Origin of the sequence: Streptomyces sp. SID486, from assembly GCF_009865385.1 — a bacterium.
Taxonomy (GTDB): Bacteria; Actinomycetota; Actinomycetes; order Streptomycetales; family Streptomycetaceae; genus Streptomyces.
The window spans coordinates 68000-84960 of record NZ_WWJT01000748.1 but is presented as its reverse complement, the minus strand read 5'-3'; the positions used below and the strand labels follow the sequence as shown (position 1 = coordinate 84960).

Annotated in this window: 15 protein-coding genes; 9 read left to right on the top strand and 6 right to left on the bottom strand. The window is 68.4% G+C overall.

Annotation, left to right across the window (positions count from 1 at the left end; all coding sequences use genetic code 11):
- Window positions 1-32 precede the first annotated feature (32 nt).
- Window positions 33-545 (top strand): hypothetical protein, encoded by a 513-nt coding sequence (locus GT045_RS34965; protein WP_161296475.1) that lies wholly within the window; start codon window positions 33-35, stop codon window positions 543-545.
- On the opposite strand, the gene GT045_RS40815 is transcribed toward GT045_RS34965, so the two are convergent.
- The 3 genes from GT045_RS40815 to GT045_RS34955 all read right to left on the bottom strand — a co-directional run bounded on the left by GT045_RS40815 (window position 520) and on the right by GT045_RS34955 (window position 2691).
- Window positions 520-900, bottom strand: a complete 381-nt coding sequence (locus tag GT045_RS40815) for a DUF4129 domain-containing protein (protein WP_345942855.1) — start codon at window positions 898-900, stop codon at window positions 520-522. The genes GT045_RS34965 and GT045_RS40815 overlap by 26 nt on opposite strands.
- Window positions 901-1144: 244 nt before the next feature.
- Window positions 1145-2059, bottom strand: coding sequence for a transposase family protein (locus GT045_RS34960; RefSeq protein WP_202529317.1), 915 nt, complete (start codon window positions 2057-2059; stop codon window positions 1145-1147).
- 290 nt (window positions 2060-2349) lie between these two features.
- Window positions 2350-2691: a hypothetical protein gene (locus tag GT045_RS34955; protein ID WP_161293377.1), complete on the bottom strand. Its 342-nt coding sequence runs from the start codon at window positions 2689-2691 to the stop codon at window positions 2350-2352.
- On the opposite strand from GT045_RS34955, the gene GT045_RS34950 reads away from it, so the two are divergent.
- From GT045_RS34950 to GT045_RS40265, 7 genes are all read left to right on the top strand, one after another.
- Window positions 2659-3033, top strand: a complete 375-nt coding sequence (locus tag GT045_RS34950; RefSeq protein ID WP_161336674.1) for a hypothetical protein — start codon at window positions 2659-2661, stop codon at window positions 3031-3033. The genes GT045_RS34955 and GT045_RS34950 overlap by 33 nt on opposite strands.
- Window positions 3034-3190: 157 nt before the next feature.
- Window positions 3191-3634 carry a hypothetical protein gene (locus GT045_RS34945; protein ID WP_161336673.1) on the top strand — a complete coding sequence of 148 codons (444 nt, stop codon included), beginning with the start codon at window positions 3191-3193 and terminating at the stop codon, window positions 3632-3634.
- Complete coding sequence (locus GT045_RS34940) at window positions 3631-4473, top strand: nucleotidyltransferase domain-containing protein (RefSeq protein ID WP_161336672.1); 843 nt, start codon at window positions 3631-3633, stop codon at window positions 4471-4473. The genes GT045_RS34945 and GT045_RS34940 overlap by 4 nt, the downstream gene beginning before the upstream one ends.
- A 480-nt stretch (window positions 4474-4953) precedes the next feature.
- A complete protein-coding gene (locus GT045_RS40810; protein WP_345942850.1) occupies window positions 4954-6069 on the top strand; it encodes a transposase family protein in 1116 nt (371 codons plus the stop codon).
- A gap of 206 nt (window positions 6070-6275) precedes the next feature.
- Window positions 6276-7058, top strand: a complete 783-nt coding sequence (locus GT045_RS34930) for an ATP-binding protein (protein ID WP_161336671.1) — start codon at window positions 6276-6278, stop codon at window positions 7056-7058.
- Between the two features lie 131 nt (window positions 7059-7189).
- Entirely contained in the window at window positions 7190-8278 is a 1089-nt protein-coding gene (locus GT045_RS34925) for a hypothetical protein (RefSeq protein ID WP_161336670.1), read from the top strand.
- A 316-nt stretch (window positions 8279-8594) separates the two neighbouring features.
- Window positions 8595-9188, top strand: a complete 594-nt coding sequence (locus GT045_RS40265) for a replication-relaxation family protein (RefSeq protein WP_237539112.1) — start codon at window positions 8595-8597, stop codon at window positions 9186-9188.
- A gap of 644 nt (window positions 9189-9832) precedes the next feature.
- Here GT045_RS40265 and GT045_RS34910 read toward each other — a convergent pair.
- From GT045_RS34910 to GT045_RS34900, 3 genes are all read right to left on the bottom strand, one after another.
- Entirely contained in the window at window positions 9833-10612 is a 780-nt protein-coding gene (locus GT045_RS34910; RefSeq protein WP_161334486.1) for a transposase, read from the bottom strand.
- A 30-nt stretch (window positions 10613-10642) separates the two neighbouring features.
- Window positions 10643-11449 carry a hypothetical protein gene (locus tag GT045_RS34905; protein WP_161336668.1) on the bottom strand — a complete coding sequence of 269 codons (807 nt, stop codon included), beginning with the start codon at window positions 11447-11449 and terminating at the stop codon, window positions 10643-10645.
- A 64-nt stretch (window positions 11450-11513) separates the two neighbouring features.
- The gene (locus GT045_RS34900) at window positions 11514-13484 is read right to left on the bottom strand and encodes a helicase associated domain-containing protein (protein WP_237539111.1); all 1971 of its coding nucleotides are present in this window, start codon (window positions 13482-13484) and stop codon (window positions 11514-11516) included.
- Window positions 13485-14560: 1076 nt separating this feature from the next.
- On the opposite strand from GT045_RS34900, the gene GT045_RS34895 reads away from it, so the two are divergent.
- Window positions 14561-16780 carry a hypothetical protein gene (locus tag GT045_RS34895; protein ID WP_161336667.1) on the top strand — a complete coding sequence of 740 codons (2220 nt, stop codon included), beginning with the start codon at window positions 14561-14563 and terminating at the stop codon, window positions 16778-16780.
- Window positions 16781-16961 lie beyond the last annotated feature (181 nt).

Sequence of the window (16961 nt, the reverse complement as noted above, 5' to 3'; positions counted from 1 at the left end):
AGCAGCGAGCAGAAAGCACGAGAGGTGCAGGCATGACCGTCAGGCCGTCGTTGATCCAGGCTCAGCGTGTGGACTGGGCTTCGTTGCGCTGTGGATGCGGCAATACGGGCGCGCATATCCCTGAGACCTTCGCGAGTCTGCTCATGGCCAGTACCCCGCAGGAGTTGGCAGACGCATCCCTGGAAGGTCACGTCTACATTCAGTCGCTCCTTTTTGAAGTGGCGGTGCCGGTGACATCGATGATCGTGGCGGCGCTTGGCGAGGAGACATCGGAGGCGGTGCACATCCGTCTACTCGATGAGCTCATTTCCTGCGTCGGAGGAGAGTCTCACTGGAGCGAGGTCGAGGCGGGTGCTCCGGAACTCGAGACCGACTGCCAGATCGCGGCGCGCGAAGGGATCTGGACGCTCTATCAGGAGTATGCGACCGGCCGTGCGTCGATGGCTCGGATGATCCTTGACGCGGTGGACACCGACCGCGATCGGTTCGCGTACTTCGACTCCAAGTTGATCGACAGAGTCAGGAAGCGGGCGAAGGGGCGTTGAACTGCAGGTGACAGGTGGTCGAGGACTCCAAACCGTCTTTCCCGGCTTGAGGAGCACGGTTCGCCGACAGCTGTCTTAAGGCCGTGGGCGGGCGCCCCCGGCGTTGCGCGCCGCCTTCATACGGGCATCGCAGGCAGCCTTGGCCTCGGCGGACGTCGTCTTCGTCGTAATGGCGGAAGGTGTTGGCACGTCTGCTGAGACGGCGCAGGCCGTCGGCGATCTCGGCGAGCGCGGCCGCGGCCCGGTCGCGGTGGTTTCCGTCCATCGGGTGCGTGGAGTAGCGGGCCTCGCGGAACAGAGCGGTGAGCGCGGTGGCTGCCCCCGGGGGCAGGCCGCCGGCGACGGCCCGCTCCAGCGTCGCGCCGGTGAACGCGCCCTGCGGCTGGGCATGTTGGCCGTCGTCGCACTGGCCGCCGCACTGGTCACCGGGCGCCCTGGGTACTTGCTCTCGCCGCCGCGCCCCTTGTGCTGCTCGCCCTCGCCCTGCCGAGTGGGCCGCGCCCGGAAGGGGTGACGGCCGAGGTGGGGCTGCTTGGCGGCTCCTTACGAGTTGGTGCGTGATAGCGGGTGAGGTGTGTTTGCTCTGCTCACGGCCGTATTCAGATGTTGGCCGTGCGGTCGGAGACGAGGCCGGCGATGGCGCGGTAGGTGTCGGGCAGGCGGTCGCGACGGTGGGTCCAGCGGGTCAGTTGCTTCCAGCGTTTGTGATCAGCGAGGGCGTGTTCGACCGTGATGCGGTCGGACGAGTGGCCGTGGCGGTCGCGTTCCCATTGTTCGACTCTGCCGGGCAGTGCTCCCGGCCGGGGCTTTCTCGGCGGTGTGATGGCTTGCCCGTGGTGGTCGCGGCTCAGGCCGAGATAGCCGTCGTCCAGGAGGACCTCGACGTCGGGGAAGTGCTGGAAGCAGACGGTGATGCCTTCGTTGCGGGCAGCCGTGGCGTCGTGCATACGCCCAGGTCGCAGGGCATCGGTCCATAACGTGCGGCCTTGATCGTCAGCGATGACGGTGGCCTTCATGGTGTTCTGTTTCTTCTTGCCCGAGACGAACGCTCGCCGGCCACCACGTCCAGCCGGCGGACGACGAACCTGGATCTCGGTGGCGTCCAAACGCAGCTCGACGCCTTCGGCCTGGGCATAGGCAAAGACATCCCTCAGCGTCCGAAGCCGCAGTCCGGGACGGCCGGGAACCGCGCACCCCCGTTCCGCCAGGAGCGTGCGCACCTCCCCGATCGCCCGGGTGATGGTGGAACGGTCGACACCGAACAGCAACCCCAGCACCGAGTGCGGCAGGTCGTGCCGCAGATGGATCAGGGTGGCCACCAGCCGATCGACGAACACCAGCTGATGGCGGGCGCCGGCACCTTCGGCCCGCTTGCGGACCCCGCCTCGCGCAACATGGCGACGACCCTCGACCCCGGCCTGCCACGGCTCCGCCAACTCGTCGACCAGGCACGCAAGGTGATGCTGAGAGAGCCCCGTGAACAGTCGATGCGCCAGCACCACCCGATTGACCATGATCGCCACAGCGGGATCATGCCATCCACCCGGTACGACACCTCACCCGCTATCACGCACCAACTCGTAACCGCCCCGGGCCGCCCAGCAGCCCGTGAACCGCGACCTGTCCGGTCCGGCCGACACGGTCCCCCCAGCACTGGTGAACACCCGGTTCACCAGGAACAGCACAGAGAAGGAACACCGCACCATGACGACCACGACCGCGCTCCCCAAGCTGCTGCGCCTCACCGACCCCGGCCTGCGCGAGCAGCTGGAGGCGCTGCCCGACTCGGCGGCGCTGATCGGCCTCAGCACCGACTGGACGGGCCATCGCCGTCGACATCGACGCCGCCGCGCACGTCCTGGTCTGCAGCGGCACCGGCGGCGGCAGCACGACCATCCTGCGCACCCTCACCGCCCAGTTCCTCCACCAGGGCGTCCACGCCCTGGTCCTCGACCACACCCGCATCGCCCACCTGTGGGCGAAGGACCTGCCCACGGTCACGCACCGCGGCAACGTCGCCGGCATCCACGACGCCCTGGTCGGCCTCGGCTCCGAGCTCGAGCGCCGCATCGCCCTCGATGGCGACCTCGACGGTGTGCCGCGGCTGATGGTCGTGATCGACCGAGCCGACGCCACCCTGCGGCACCTCACCCGCTACTGGGACACCTTCCGGCAGAAGGACGACCCGCAGCGCTCGCCGGCCCCCGCCGCCCTCGAGGCCGTCCTGTACGCGGGGCGCGAGGCCCGCATCCACGTCATCTACGACGGACCCGCCACCGTCAGCGGTCGCCTCATCGCCGGCGCCCGCGAGCAGTTCTTTACCATCATCCTCGCCCGGGTCAGCGCCGGCATGTGGCAGCAGCTCGCCCCGATAGTCGACCCCACCCCCCAGAGCAGCCCGCTCCTGGGCCGCGTCCACGTCGTCCAGGACGGCGACGCCCACCCCGCTGATGGGCGTCGTGTGGTGTGCATTGGGTGTGCGTCATAGGTTTTCACTGGTGTTGGGCTGGGGTGATGCCGGTGCCAGGGTGTCGTTTTGCCGGTGAAGGCTGGTGTCGTTCGGTGGGTGGGGGGCTTGTCGCTCCTGTGGGTGGGTGTGGCGAAACGCTGGGTGGGGCCGTGTCGTGTCTGGCTACGCTCGGTGGATGCCGTCGTTTGCGGGTGATCCGCGTCATGAGCGTCTTGTCGGTGTCCTGGTGCCGTTGTTGCGTCGGTCGTGTCCGCGGGGCGGTGGCGGGTTCGGAGGGTCGTATGAGCTCCGGCTCGGTGTTGATGAGGCGGAGGAGCTTGGCGGGGTTGCTCTGATTCGCTCGGCGATGCGTAAGGCTGGCCGGTCCCTGGGGTGGGTGAAGCTGCAGACGTTTGGTGGTTCCTTCCCGCAGGTTGCTGTGGCGGGTGTGGTGGACCGGCGGGAGGTGCCTGCAGAGTTCGCCGCCGCGGTTGAGGAGTATGAGCTGCAGCGGGGGAGGGCCGCGGCGGAGTTGATCGGACGGACGTTTGAGGACGGGAAGCCGCGTGCGGTCCCGGGTTCTGTTTTCGTGGTGGCACAGGAGTTCCGTGCCGCGTATGCCGAGGGCGTGACCGGGTGAAGCGCGAGCGGGCGACGCGGCTGCTGGCGGACATGATCACGCGGCTTGAGGTTGGTGGTTGGCCGCTGGGCCTGGTTGACGAGGTGTACGTCTTCGGGTCGTACGCGCGTGGGGCGTTGGAGCCCAACGATGTCGACGTCGTCATCGAGCACGGCACGGACAAGCGCTGGCTGGGCGAGTCGCTGGATGCATCGATCAACGGGCGTGACTCGTATGTGGGGATGAGGCAGGCCCTGCGGGGTCGGACCCGGGGGATCTCCTTCCAGTTCCGTGGTCGCAGCAGTCTGCTGGACGAGGGCTTCGAACTGTTCTTGCTCTGGCGGAAGGGTGAGCCGTTCTCCCTGGCTCGCGAGCGCCTTGCCTCCTTGACAGCGGACCCGGCAGCCGGGCCGGCGCCCAGGGACCACATGCTCACAGAGTTCGAGGGGCTGGAGAGCATGGTGCCGCGGCCAGCGCGGATCGAGCTGTTCGGCCGGCACGCGAAGGGCAGGATCAGCATCACGCCGCTGAGGCTGTTGGACGGAGACATCGAGGACTCTGAAGCCGCCTGGCATGTACGGAGGCGCTGGGTGGAGACGAGCCCGTTGCGCCGCGCGGCGACGTGCGCCCTGGCCGCATTAGAGCAGCGAGGCGTTGACCTCAGCGAGGTGACGTTGCACGGCCAGCGGCTGTTCGGCCGGGACCAGCCGGCTGAACGCTGCTTCGTCGATCTGGGATGGAACGGCTTCGGATCTATGGGGCGTCTCCTGGACAGCGGAGTGACCTGGCTGGAAGTGCTGCGTCCCCATCGGACCAAGCCCATGGACGCACTGCTCATCGAGCCGACGCCTCGCACGTAATCGGAATCGCCCATAACCGCGCCCCGGTGCCCCATGAGGGCTCGGGGCCTGCTTCATCCGTTCGTGTGCCTGATCGGCGTGTCGGGATGGATGAGGCCACGGCGGACAGTCACCACCTGCACAAGGTGCAGCCGGGGGTGAGGAGTGTCCGATCGGGTTCCTGGTGGCGAGGACATGCCGCAGCGCTGGCCCGCTGGCGGGCGTGAGGGCGCGGTGGCGCGCTTGATGGCCCTTGATTCCCGGGGCGAGTTGGCCACCGAGCACGCGCGGGCAGTCGCTGGGTCTCTTGGTGTGTCACTACGCACAGTCTGGAACTGGGTGGCGGCGGCCCGGCGCGAGGGGCGGCTGTCCGCACGGACTCCGTCACGGGCCGGTGTGACGCCAGATGTGCGTGTCCGTCTGGCGATGTGGGGTGGGAACGTTTCAGCGGTCCACCGCGAGCTGCTCGCGGAAGCGGCCGCGGCTGGTGACCCGGGCGCGGTGCCTTCTCTTCGGACCCTGCAACGCGCGGTACGCCGGGACTTGTCGGCGGGGGAGCGGGCCGGGCTGAAGGGCGGCGAAGCAGCACGTCGTCGTTACGACGTCTACGGCAAACGGCCGCCCACGCACCGCAACGCCTGCTGGGAGGGTGATCACAAACGTATCCCGGTCCGTGTCGCCCTGGACGGGGCCGCGGTGTGTCCGTGGGTGACGTGGTTCATCGATGTGGCGTCCAAGGTGATCGTGGGGGTAGCGGTTACACCGCACCAGCCGGCCCGGGACGCCGTCCTGGCCGCGCTGCGTTCGGGGATCAGCCGGGCCGCCCCGTACGGGCCGTTCGGTGGCCTACCAGGCCGGGTTCGGGTGGACCGGGGCAAGGACTTCCTTTCGGGGGCGGTTGCGAGGGCGCTGGGCGGCTTCGCGGTCCCCGTTCACGACCTGCCGGCCTACAAGCCCTACCGGAAGGGCACTGTGGAGGCCCTGAACAGCGCGGTGGAACAGATGCTGCTGGTCTCCCTGCCGGGCTACACGCGGCGCGCCCGTCTTGCGCAGGCACAGCGGCCGGATCCAGTGGAGGAACTGCTGTCCTACCCGGACTTCGTCAGGGTCCTGCTGGACTGGGTGGCCTGGTGGAACACCGAGCACCGCCCGTCCGGTGTCCCGGACGGGATGACCCCGAGCGAGGCGTGGGAGGCGGATCCAACACCGATCGAGGACGTACCTGAGGAGCAGTTGGCGTTCTTCGCGATGGAGGACGACGGCCGTATCCGGAGGATCACCACGAACGGGGTCGCGTGGCGGCGCCGCGCCTACATCGCGGACTGGATGGCCGGTCATGTCGGCACCAGGGTACGGCTGCGCTATCTGCCGCATTTCGACGCAACGATCGAGGTCTTCACCGCCGACGGGCCTGTCCGGCACCTGGGCAGCGCCTACCTTGCCGAGGCCGCGACACCGGCGCAGCGCCGCGCGCTGTCCAAGGTCCGTGAGAGCAAGGCCCGCGCTCTCAAAGCGGATCTCAAAGCAGCGGAGAAGCTGAGCCGGACCCGTTACACCGCAACGACCACCCCTGCCGCGCCCCATCCGCGGCGGTCGGTCACCGAGCAGCAGGCCTAGGAGGAGATCAGCCGCGCCCGGGCGGTGGACCTCGCGGCCCGCGCACTGCCGGACCTGATCCCACCCCGCGATCCTCCGCCGGGCTGGGCCCGGCCCCGTCCCCGCCCTGACACCACCGCGCCGGCGGTGACAGACCCAGCCGACATCGCCCCGCCGGAAGAACCCCCCGGCGCCAGGCCCGCACCAGGCAGCAAGGAGTGACCAGCATGCCCACCTCGCCCCGCAGAGGTCGCCTGCCCGCGGAACGGGAAGACCACTACATGCGCCTGCCAGGCGCGCAGGTCGTCTCCACCCGCGCCCTGCTCGCCGCCCGGGAGAACATCCGGGCCGCGATCGAGGCCAAGGCGATGATCTGCATCTACGGCCAGGCAGGCAACGGCAAGTCCTTCGCGGTCAACGCCTGCCTGCGCGAGCTCGCACCGAAGCTCACACGCCGGATCCAGTTCCGGGCCCGGCCCTCCACCCGCGACCTGAGGCACGAACTGTTCCATGCCCTCGGCCTGCAGGGCCGACCGCCGGCGCAGCCGATCGAGTTCGACCGTACGCTGCGCGGCGCCCTTCAAGAACCGCATGTCCTGGTCTGCGACGAAGCTCAGTGGCTGTCGAAACTCTGCTTCGAGTACCTGCGCTACCTGTGGGACGACTCCGACTCCGACCTCACCATCATCTTCACCGGCGGGAACGGCTGCTTCGAGATGCTGCAGAGCGAGCCGATGCTGGAGTCCCGCGTCTACACGTGGCAGGAGATCGACCGCATGCCGCTGGACGAGGTCTTGGCCGTCGTCCCGGCCTTCCACCCTGCTTGGATGGACGCGGACCCTGAATTGGTCGCCTTGTGCGACCGGGAAGCGGCCCACGGGAACTTCCGGGCCTGGGCGAAGATCACCCACCACCTCACCGTGGGGATGAAAGAGACCGGACGGGCCTGCGTGGATGAGGAACTGCTGCGCTGGGCCTACAGCAAGCTGAGCCACCGCCGGGCGGCCTGATGCTGGACTGCCCGAACCCGCCACCGGTCACGGTGATCATCGACCCCCACGACGACGTGGTCCACACCCGGGCGGCCCTTGCCTCCCACGCCCCACATCACGGGCGCCTCACCGTCCACCCCACTCCCGGCGTGGACGCCGCCCTCGCACTCGCCTACGACATCCTCGCTGCCCTTGGCAAGCCCGTCCCCCTGACGGGTTACCGACCTGGCGATCCGGCCCCGGCCTGGTCGCTCGCCGCCGCCTGGATCCTCGCCGCCCCCATCACTCACCTGACCCTGCTGCGCGCCCACCTCCTCACTCCGCACCGCTTCGAAGACCTCCTCACCCTGCGTCGGCGCACCGGCATCCGCCTGACCCTTGTCTGCCACCGCCGGAAGATGAGGCCTTTCCTGGAATGCGAACTGCGGCAGGTGGAACACCGCATCGCCGAGGCATCCGCCCTGCTCCCCGAGACCGAACCGGCCCCCCTGTCCCCGCTCCCCGCAGCGCGGCCGCTGGCGAACCGATGGATCAGCCTGCCCGCCCTGACCACGCTCAAAGCCTTCGACGAGGCCACCGGCCCGTGCCGCTGCGCAGCACCGACGGCAACGGACCGGGACTTCTTCCCACCAGTGATGCCGCCGGTCACCGAAGCGGAAGTCGCCTGGCGCCTCCACCGCGGCTCAGCCCACCCCCATCTGGCAGCCCAGCTCGCCACAGCGACGTTCACCGCGGCTTCCACCACCCAACTCAACACCGCGCGTGCCCGCGACCTGGGCCCGGACACCTCGACCATCACGCTCCACGACCACGGCCTCCGCCAGGGCTGCATGACCCACCCGGTCCCCGACTGGGCCCGCCCCCTGCTGAGGGCTGCCGCACTCGCCTGGAGCATCGAGACCGGCACCGACGGGCCTCTGTTCAGCGATCCGTTGGGCAGTACAGGACTGCCATCCCTGACAGACTTCGCCGAGAGCCGCAAACTGCGCCCACCCCAACCGCCCCGCCCCAAGCGACGCCGAACCAAACGTGGCCCGGCCCCGCGCCCGAAGGAACCCGCAAACGCCCTCTGGCCCGTGTGCGCCGCGCACTACCGGCTCTCCTGGGCCAGTGCGATGCCGGACCTGATGCAAGGCTGCCCCTACCCCCCACCGCACACCCAGAAGACCATCGACCGCAGAAAGCGGGGATGGCTGCCGCCCGACTATGGGCTGCGCGAACTGCGGGGCCTGCGCTGAGAAGCGGTGAACCGCCCGAACCCTCTGCGACCTGCCGCGGGCTCCCCGCGGATAACGGGCCCTGTGTGCTGCTGACCGCGCACAGCTTTCGAGTCAGGCCGGATTGCGTATGGGTACGGCCACAGAAGCCCCCTTCTCCTGCCGTGCCCTGTACGACCCGCGCCCCCGGGGGCCCGGACCGCTGGGACTGGACCGGCGACACTCCCTGACCGTCCCGGGCCGACTCGCCCACCAGCCCGGCTCGGGGCACGCTGGGAGGCGTGAGTAGCGCGCCGATCGTGCACCGGCTCTCCAACTGGGGCGGCCGGTGGGGGAGATGGGCGACCCGGCCCGCGGCGCGGGCCGCACGGGCGCCTTGCACCCGATGACGGTCAACGAGGCCGTGCTCGCCCTGCTGCGTCCGAAGCCAGACCTCACCCAGCTCGCCAAGGAGCCGGCTGACGTCCTCGCCGCCGCGCAGGCCGCGGTCGACGCGCCGGACGGGTTGGGCATCATCGCCTCCTACGCGACTGAGGTGGCGCTGCCCGCGACGGGCACCTGTGCCAACCCGGGCAGGGGCGGCGCCCAGGCGGACATCGTCATCACCGCGCCCGAGGACGGGGTGCCGCTGCTGTTCGTGGAGATCGACAACTGCTTTGAGTCCGCGCAGGTCCTCGCCGCGAAGATCGACAAGTACATGCGGTTTGGCCAGCGGAAGGTGAAGGACGTCGACGGCAAGGAGCGGCCGATGTGGCGCACCCTCTGGTGGGTGCCCGACGGACGGCACGCCGATGAGCCGCACCCGCCGCTGCTGCTCGTCTTCAACCGCGTCGGCCCGCGCAACCCCAACACCGTCATCGCGCAGCTGGCCGAACTGACCCAGCGGCACTGGCAGGGCACCGCCTACGACGGCTTCCACGGTGCCACGTAGAACGACTTCTTCACCGCGCATCAGCGCCAGGATCTCTTTGACGTCCCGGGCGTCACGCAGGGTGAAGTCCTCAGGAACCGGGAAGAACTGGCCGGTACGCTCCTGAAGCGTGGCCAGGTCGGTAAAGGCGTCTGCCCATGCTGCGGCCTCACCCTCGTTCCAGTCGTCCGGCACGAGTTGGTTAGTGATGACAGTGCCCATGCGGTGCTCTTCTGCACCGGACAGCACAAGCTCCAGCGTGCGCCCTGGTGTAGCCGCTGCGATTAGCCGCAGCGCTGGGACAACCGTCTGCGGCAGGAAGTTCTCCGGTGGTCTGACCGTCAGCTGCATGCGTCCAAGCTGTTGACGCATGTCGTACCGCACCTGCACCCGGATGCAACCGAGGAGGTCTTGACCGAACAGCGTGCCGCCGTCGGTCCCGTAGACACGCTTGTCGAAGCGTACGGGGAGAGACATCAGCGGCAATCCGGAGCCGGAATGCATAACGACTAGCTGTCCCGGAACCGGTGGTTCGATGTCCTCCTGGTGCGAAGCGATGCGTATCGCACTCGGCCTGATCGTCCCGTTGATGCCTAAAGGCTGTCTCGTAATTGCGTCTGGGGCGGTTGAGTGAGGTTGTTGCTTCGCCGCGGGCTTGGTGCTCATTACTGGCCGAGGGCCAGGTTGTGCATGCGGGCGATGCCGCTGGCCGCCCAGTAGACGCCGTCACCACGGCGGCGGCAGTCTCGGAGGATCTTCCAGTTCTTCATGCGGGCGAAGGCGTGCTCGACGCGGGCACGTACTCGGCGATGGGAGGCGTTGTGGTCGTCTTTCCAGTCCTCGAGCCGGTCCTGGCCGGCCTTGCGGCGATGCGGGATGAGGACACCGGTGCCCTGGTAGCCGCCGTCGGCAAGGACGGTCGCTTTGCCGCAGGCAGCGTCGATGCCGGACTCGCGGAAGGCGGTGCAGTCGTTGCGGTTGCCCGGCAGCGGACGGCCGACGGCCAGCACCAGGCGGGTGTCGGCGTGCACGAGGACCTGCAGGTTCGCCGAGTACCGATAGTTCTTGGAGGAGGCGGCCACGGTGCGGTCGCGGGTAGGTACGAGGGTGCCGTCGACGATGACGACCTCGTCCGCCTTCGGTTTGCGGCGGGCCCGGGCCAGGGCGAGCAGCGGGCTGTGCCGGTCGATGATCCGGCCGACCGCTGCCGGAGAGATCCCGAACAGGGGCGCCAGCTGCCGCATCGTGAGGTTGGTGCGGTAGTACATCGCCACCAGCAGGACCCGGTCCTCCAGGTCCAGTGCCCACGGCCGCCCCGGCCGGGAGGGTGCCAGGGCGCGTCCGCCCTTGATCCGTACCGCCTGCACCAGGCGGCGGAACTGGGCCGGACGTAGCCCGGTAAACACCTCGATGAACACAGTCCGTTGAGCGGAGAGCACCTGCACGACCAGCTCAACGCCAACCAACTCATCGAGTTACGAGACAGCCCTTAGCTCGGCTGGAGCACTGACCGTCATCGGTCCCAGGTTGGCCGCGGACAGTGTGATCTCGCCGCCGAATTGCATCGCTTCCACGAACTGTTGCTGCCGCGCCTGGTCCTCGGGATCGTTCAGCTGGAATGCCACTTGCCCGGTGAACTGGATCGCTGCTTCGGCACTGTCAGGCACGGGCTTGGGCACCAGTTCAACAAGTGTCGCCCCCTCGGGGCCATCGGAGACGCGTACTCGGTAGTGCGGTGAAAGCTCCTGGGCACGACGGGACAGCATCTCGTACCGCTCAATCAGGTCAGGGATCCCCCGCAGCAAGCAGTCCCGCTCGGCACGGGCTTCCGCGATCCTGTCCAGGATGCGGGCGTCGCTGTTGTGCAAGGCATACCGCACAAGATCATCGTGTGCAGCGAAGTGAGCATCGAGCCAACTGCGCCCGCACCACTGGCGTACGAAGGGGAACTCGGAACGCAGGCCATCGAACCAGAGCTGCTCCGTGGGATTCGGATCGATGGGCACCACAAGATCCCAATGATCTGGCTGAGACCGAGCCGTCGACACCAAAGATTGCTGGACCTGGTCTCGACGACTCTTGGCCATGCGGCCGGTGAAGGACTTCACCTCGTAATTGATCAGTTCGTTGACCGCGGTGTACTCGAACAGGTCACGTCCACCGTCACCACCTGTTCCGTCAACCGCCTGCGCACGTGGATACAGACGAAGGAGCAGCATCGTCACCAGGGACTCGCAGACCTTCGGCTTCTTCGCCAACTCTTCCCAAGGCACTTCGACCATGCCGCAACGGTAAGGGCAGGAACCGACAACTATCCCGCCTCTGCATCTCGCCAGATGCGCGCAGCTACGACCACCGCATCCCGATCGCGGACAGCTGTTCCATCCGCTCTGGCGTCAGCGTCGCGGCCCTGCTCCGCTGGTTGCCGATCCAGGCCCCCAGCTTGTGTTCCCGCTCTTCCTGGTCCTGGCCGACGATCCGCTCGACGTGCTTCCTCGGGACCTGAAGATGTCCCTCACGCTCGTAGAACTGCTTGGCGGCTTCGTAGTTCATCGCCCACTTGTCGGCCTGCGTGCGGCGCGGGGGCGGCTTCTCGTCCTCGGTGGCGGGCTCGATTCCGAGGACTTGCTCGCACATCCACTGCTGCACGGTCGCCAGGTTGTGCCAGCCGAGCCGGACCGAGCGCACCCACCGCCCCAGATCCTCACCCTGGCGCACGACGTCGCCGGGCTCGGTCGGCAGCGGGTGGCCGGCCTGCAGGTGGAGCCGGACGAGGTGGAAGCACCGCTGCCACTCCACTGGCCAGGTGGGGCACCAGGCGGGGTCGATGTCCTCGAGCTGCTCGCGCCGTTCCTCCGGCAGCGCCCCGGCCGACGACTGAACCGGCAGCCCCTCGGCACGCCGCTGTTCGATCTCTTGCGCCTTCCGGGCGGCGGCCCGCGCGTTCTTCAGGAAGATGCCCACCTTCGCGCCCTGGAACGTGGCGTCCAGCGGGGCCAGGAGGTGCCCGTGTTCGGCGGCCCACCCGCGCGTGGCGGACAGGCCTTCCTCCCACGCGACGTCGAAGTGGGACCAGATCATGCCGAGCTTCTCCAGCTGTGCGACGCGGTCGGCGTCCATGTCTCCGCGGGCGTAGAACCGCCTGGCGTCGGCGATCCACTGCCCAAGGGGGAACCCGGCGAGCGAGGCCGGCCACCCGGTGGCTTCCGCCTCCTGGCCGTCGACGGCGGGCACGCGGAACGTGAACGGCACGCGGAGGTCGCCGTGCTCGCGGGCGTAGATGACGGCGGCCTCCACGCCGCGCCGCCAGTGCTCGTGTTCCGGGTTGAGGACGCGCAGGTTGATGAACGCGGCGAGGGCGGCCGGGTCGCGGGGCGTGGAGAACTTCAGCAGGGCCTTGGCGGGGGCGCTGACGCCTCCGGAGCCCTCCCCGCTCCCGCCGGTGCTCTTGCCGCTGTCGTCTTTGCTGAGGGGCTTGTAGCGGCTTGGGGCCTGTTGCTCCGCGAGGCTCTCCACGATCCGGGCGTCGTGCGCCCGCAGCGCCTCCAGTAGCTTGGCCAGGCCGCCGAAGGCCCGGGAGGTGAGCATGTTGTCCGCCGTCTCGCCCGGCCCGAGCAGCACCGGCACCACCAGGCTTGCTACCTTGCCCTCGCCCGGCTGCATCCGCAGCGCCCGGCCCACTGCCTGGACCAGGTCCGGCATCGACCCGCGTACGTCCGCCCAGTACACGGAGTCACATTTTTTGGTATCGACCCCCTCACCCAAGACCTTCACCGAGCACAAGAAGCACTTCTCCACGACGGTGCCGTCCGTGGCGATCCCTTCGGCGAACTCGCCCAGCAGGCGCCGCCGGTGGAGCGGCTTGTGGTCGCCACAGAGCCAGTCCGCCCAGATCGTCTTGGGGTACAGCTCGGGGTCGGATGCGTGCAGCTGCGCGGCGACGTTGGGAAGGCCGGCCGCAAAGGCTTCGGCCTCGCGGACCTGGTGGTGGAAGACCAGCGTGCGACGGAATCCCTCCTCCGCAGACGCCTTCACCAGAGCGGTCTGCAGAGCCGCGAGCCGCGCCCCGCGCACCTCTGCCGAGCGGCCTTCGGCGCCCAGGAGCTGCGCGGCCTGGAGAGCGGTGTCGGTGACATCCACGCATACGACCTGGTAGGGGGCACAGATTCCCCTGTCAATGGCGTCCGAGAGGGTCAGGGTGAAGCAGCGGCTGCCGAAGGGGCCCTCGGGGTCGTCTTCCATGCTCGCGACCAGCTCGCCGGGTGCGCCGGCCTCGTCCTCGTCCCCGAGCTGCCACAGCCGAGGCGTGGCCGTCATGTAGAGGCGACGCAGGGACGGGATCTTCTGGTTGTCATGGACGACTGCCCACGGCTTCCCGATCCGGCCCGAAACACGGTGGGCCTCGTGTGAGTTCTCACCTAAGTTGCGGTAGAGAAATCGCTCTGACCTGCGAAGCAGCAGAAGGCTGAGAGATGTATCGGACTGTTCCTGCATGCCGATCAGGACTTTGACCTCGAGTACTGCAAGTCTGCTGAGAATCCCGCAGTTGTATTGAGAGTTCTGGTAGCAGCTGGGGAGGTGCCTGACCGGCTGCCGCGGCGGGGTGGCAGCACACGCCGTATCCGGCTCCTCGGTGTCCGCCCGACTAACACCGCTCATGGCCGCCTGTCAGGTTGTACCGGTGCGCGCCGGGGCCAGGAGGCGGCGCCCTGACGGAGATTGAACGCGTTCCTGACTGAGGTGCTGCGCTGGGGCGGCCTGCGGGACGTGGTGAGCGACCAGCGCGGGGGTGGATGGTCGGGATGAGCCGGTGTGTCGTTCATGCTCGGCTGCACCTCCCAACATCCTTGTGAGCAAGTAGCAGCAGGTTCCGGTCGATGCCGACGCGCGGTCCAAGATCAGGAGACGCTGGAGGGTTGGCCGCTGGTGTCCGTCCCCGTTCTCGTGTCCATGTGTGGCTTCACCGAAGCGGTGCGCAACGGGGCGGACTTCCATGCGTGTGTGGTGTCTCTGGGTTGTTCGTATGTCGAGGCCCTGGTGTCCTCGCAGAGGCTCGGTCCACGAACGCTGGGCGGCTCGGCTCGGCGACGCTGCCTGCGATGGTTGGCGCTCGCCGTGCCATGGTTCGGCCTGGCCTTCCGTGCTAGGCGTCACCACCGGCGGGTGGGCTCCTTGGCCTCTGTCATCGTGGCGTGCTTCCGACACCTGCCAGGGCAAGGACGCCGACCCGCACGCGGTCCGCGAACGAGGCCACCGCGCCGGCATGGCAGAACCTGGGCTTGCACCCGAGCCAGCGTCCATGCCGGGCATAAGATCACTCCTCGTACACCGCCGCGGGGCGGGGGAGTTCGCAATAGTCTGCTGGCCGCAGCGGAGGGGCTGAGGGGCGCGGGATGTCTGAAGAGAGCAGGGCATTGAGTCCGGTGTTCGAGCGCCTGCTCGCCGTGGGGTTCGCGCATCTGGCTCCGGGCGCCGTAACGGTGCTGACCGCCCGCTCGGAAGAAGGCCAGTCCCTCTTTGAGCCGCCGGTGTCATGGCATGCTGTTGAGGAGCCGTCCTGGGAGGGCCTTGCCGCCAGCGCAACGCGGCTGCTCGGGCAGGGCCCGCTGCTCCTCGTGCCGCCGTGGCTGCGTCACGCTGTCTCCCGGTCGGTGCGAGGCCGAGCTGGGGCCCGCTTCGTCTACGACGACGTCCTGAGCGCGTGCCGACCCGCTGGTGCTGGAAGTGCCATGGCGGTCCTGACTCCCGTCGAACTTTGGGTCTCGGACTCACCGCGCGCAGCGGAGCTGCGCAGGACGCTGGCCGAGCACTGGGACACCCTGGCCGTGCTCTACGGCACGGGCCTGATCCCGCAGATTCACCGGTCCTACATGGTGGCGGCCGTCTTTCTGAAGGCCAAGCAGGCACACAGGCCGCCGATGAAGGTCATGCGGATGCCGCACACGGACGACGTTGCGTCCGTCGAGAAGGACTTCGAGGTCCTTCTGCAGCGCGGGGGAGGAAGCACCCGGTACGGCTACGTAGTGCGCGAACTCCCGCCACCTGGGGAGAGCCTCGACTTCGACCGCCACCACCCGGATGTCGTGTCACAGCAAGCCGATCTGGCGGGCTTCGGCAGCCTCACCACCCTGGGCACGCTCTACGATGCCGTCCCACGTATCAACATGACGGCAGACGCCCAATGGATCACCACTGAGGAGCAGCCGGGCGCCGTCCGTCTCCTGGGAGGCCGGGACGTGCTGCGCGACGGATCCATCTCGCTGGCCACGGACGAGAGCTATTGGGTCAAGGCCCCGCCCCGCTACCTCCTGCGACCAGGCGACCTCATCCTTCGCGAAATCCATGGGCCGCATGACCCTCCTGGCCTCATCGTTGCTGGGGTCGCCGAGCAGAACCTTCCGGCCGCGGCCTCTCACATGACCATCGCCCTCCGTCCCCGTGCTGGCACCACATCACAACAGATCCGCCTGGTCGCCCAGTTCTTGCGCACGCCGCTGGCCGACAGACTCGTCGGAAGATCCGGCGCCCACATCACGGTCAAGCGGCTGCTGGAGCTTCCCGTGCCCCAGCCGGACGACGCCCTGGCCACGGCGCTTGACGACCTCGCCGCCGCCCGCCAACGGCTTGAGACCTGGGCCAAGGAGGCGGAGACACTCCTGGGGTCCGCCTTCACGCAGAAAACCGCGTCACAAGCCCGCGACCGGATCATCGACCAGGGCCGCGGGCTGCGTCAGCGTGTGGAGGCCGCAACACTGCTCGACGACCTTGGGCACACCGTGCGCACACGCTTTCCCCTCCCCGTCGCCTACCGGTGGCGTGAGACAGAAGCCCGCATGAGCGCCGGCGACCAACAGGCGGCCTACAGCGCAATCCTGGAGACCGCCGAGATTCTGCTCTGCTACACCGCACTGCTCGCGCTGGCGCTCGCTTGGGAGGCCCGCATCCCCCTCGGCTCCACAGCCGCAATCAAGGAGAAGCTCACCGGCGGACGCAGCGGCCCAGGGCTCGGTGACTGGGCCGCCGTGCTGCAGGAAGCAGCCGGAAACCGCCAACTGCGCGGACTGCCGCACGAGCACCCCATCCACGGCATCCGCTCCCTGCTGGCCAGCCAAGACGCTGCCGATGCTCGCTGGCGGCTGTCCAAACGCCGCAACGACGATGCCCACCTTCGACGCCTCGATCCCATCGACCTGCCGCCCGCGATCGCCGAGGCCTTCACGGACCTAACCCTGCTCGCAGAGCGGGCCCGATTCCTCGCCGACTCCCCCCTCTGGCACGTCACCGAGACCCGCTGGGACAGCCTCACCCAGACAGCCCAGGTGCACTACCGCGAACTGACCGGGGACCACCCTGTCGTACCGACGAAGACAGTCCTCTCCTCGCGGAACGACCTGGAGCCCGGAAGCCTCTACCTACGGGATGCTTCGCACGAAATACACTTGCTGCGACCGTTCCTGACAGGCCAGGTCTGCCGAGTATGCCGAGCTTGGTCGACCTTCCACGCCGATCTTGTCCCCAAGGGCAGCGTCCAACTCAAGAGCCTCGAGCACGGGCATGTTCTGCCTCAACCCCCGGACACCGCATCGGCTCTGTCCGCAGTGGGCCTGTTGTGATCCCCGCCTTGCGGCCGTCTGCCAGCGACCCGTCCGGTCACCTCTCCACGGGCACGCTGCCCGCGATGTCAGTGTCAGGGGCGGTCGTACGCTCCGGGGAACCGATCATGCCGAAGGTGTGGAAGCCGAGGATGACCATGTGCAGTTTCTCATCGACGGTGATAGGGGCCAGACGCCAGGC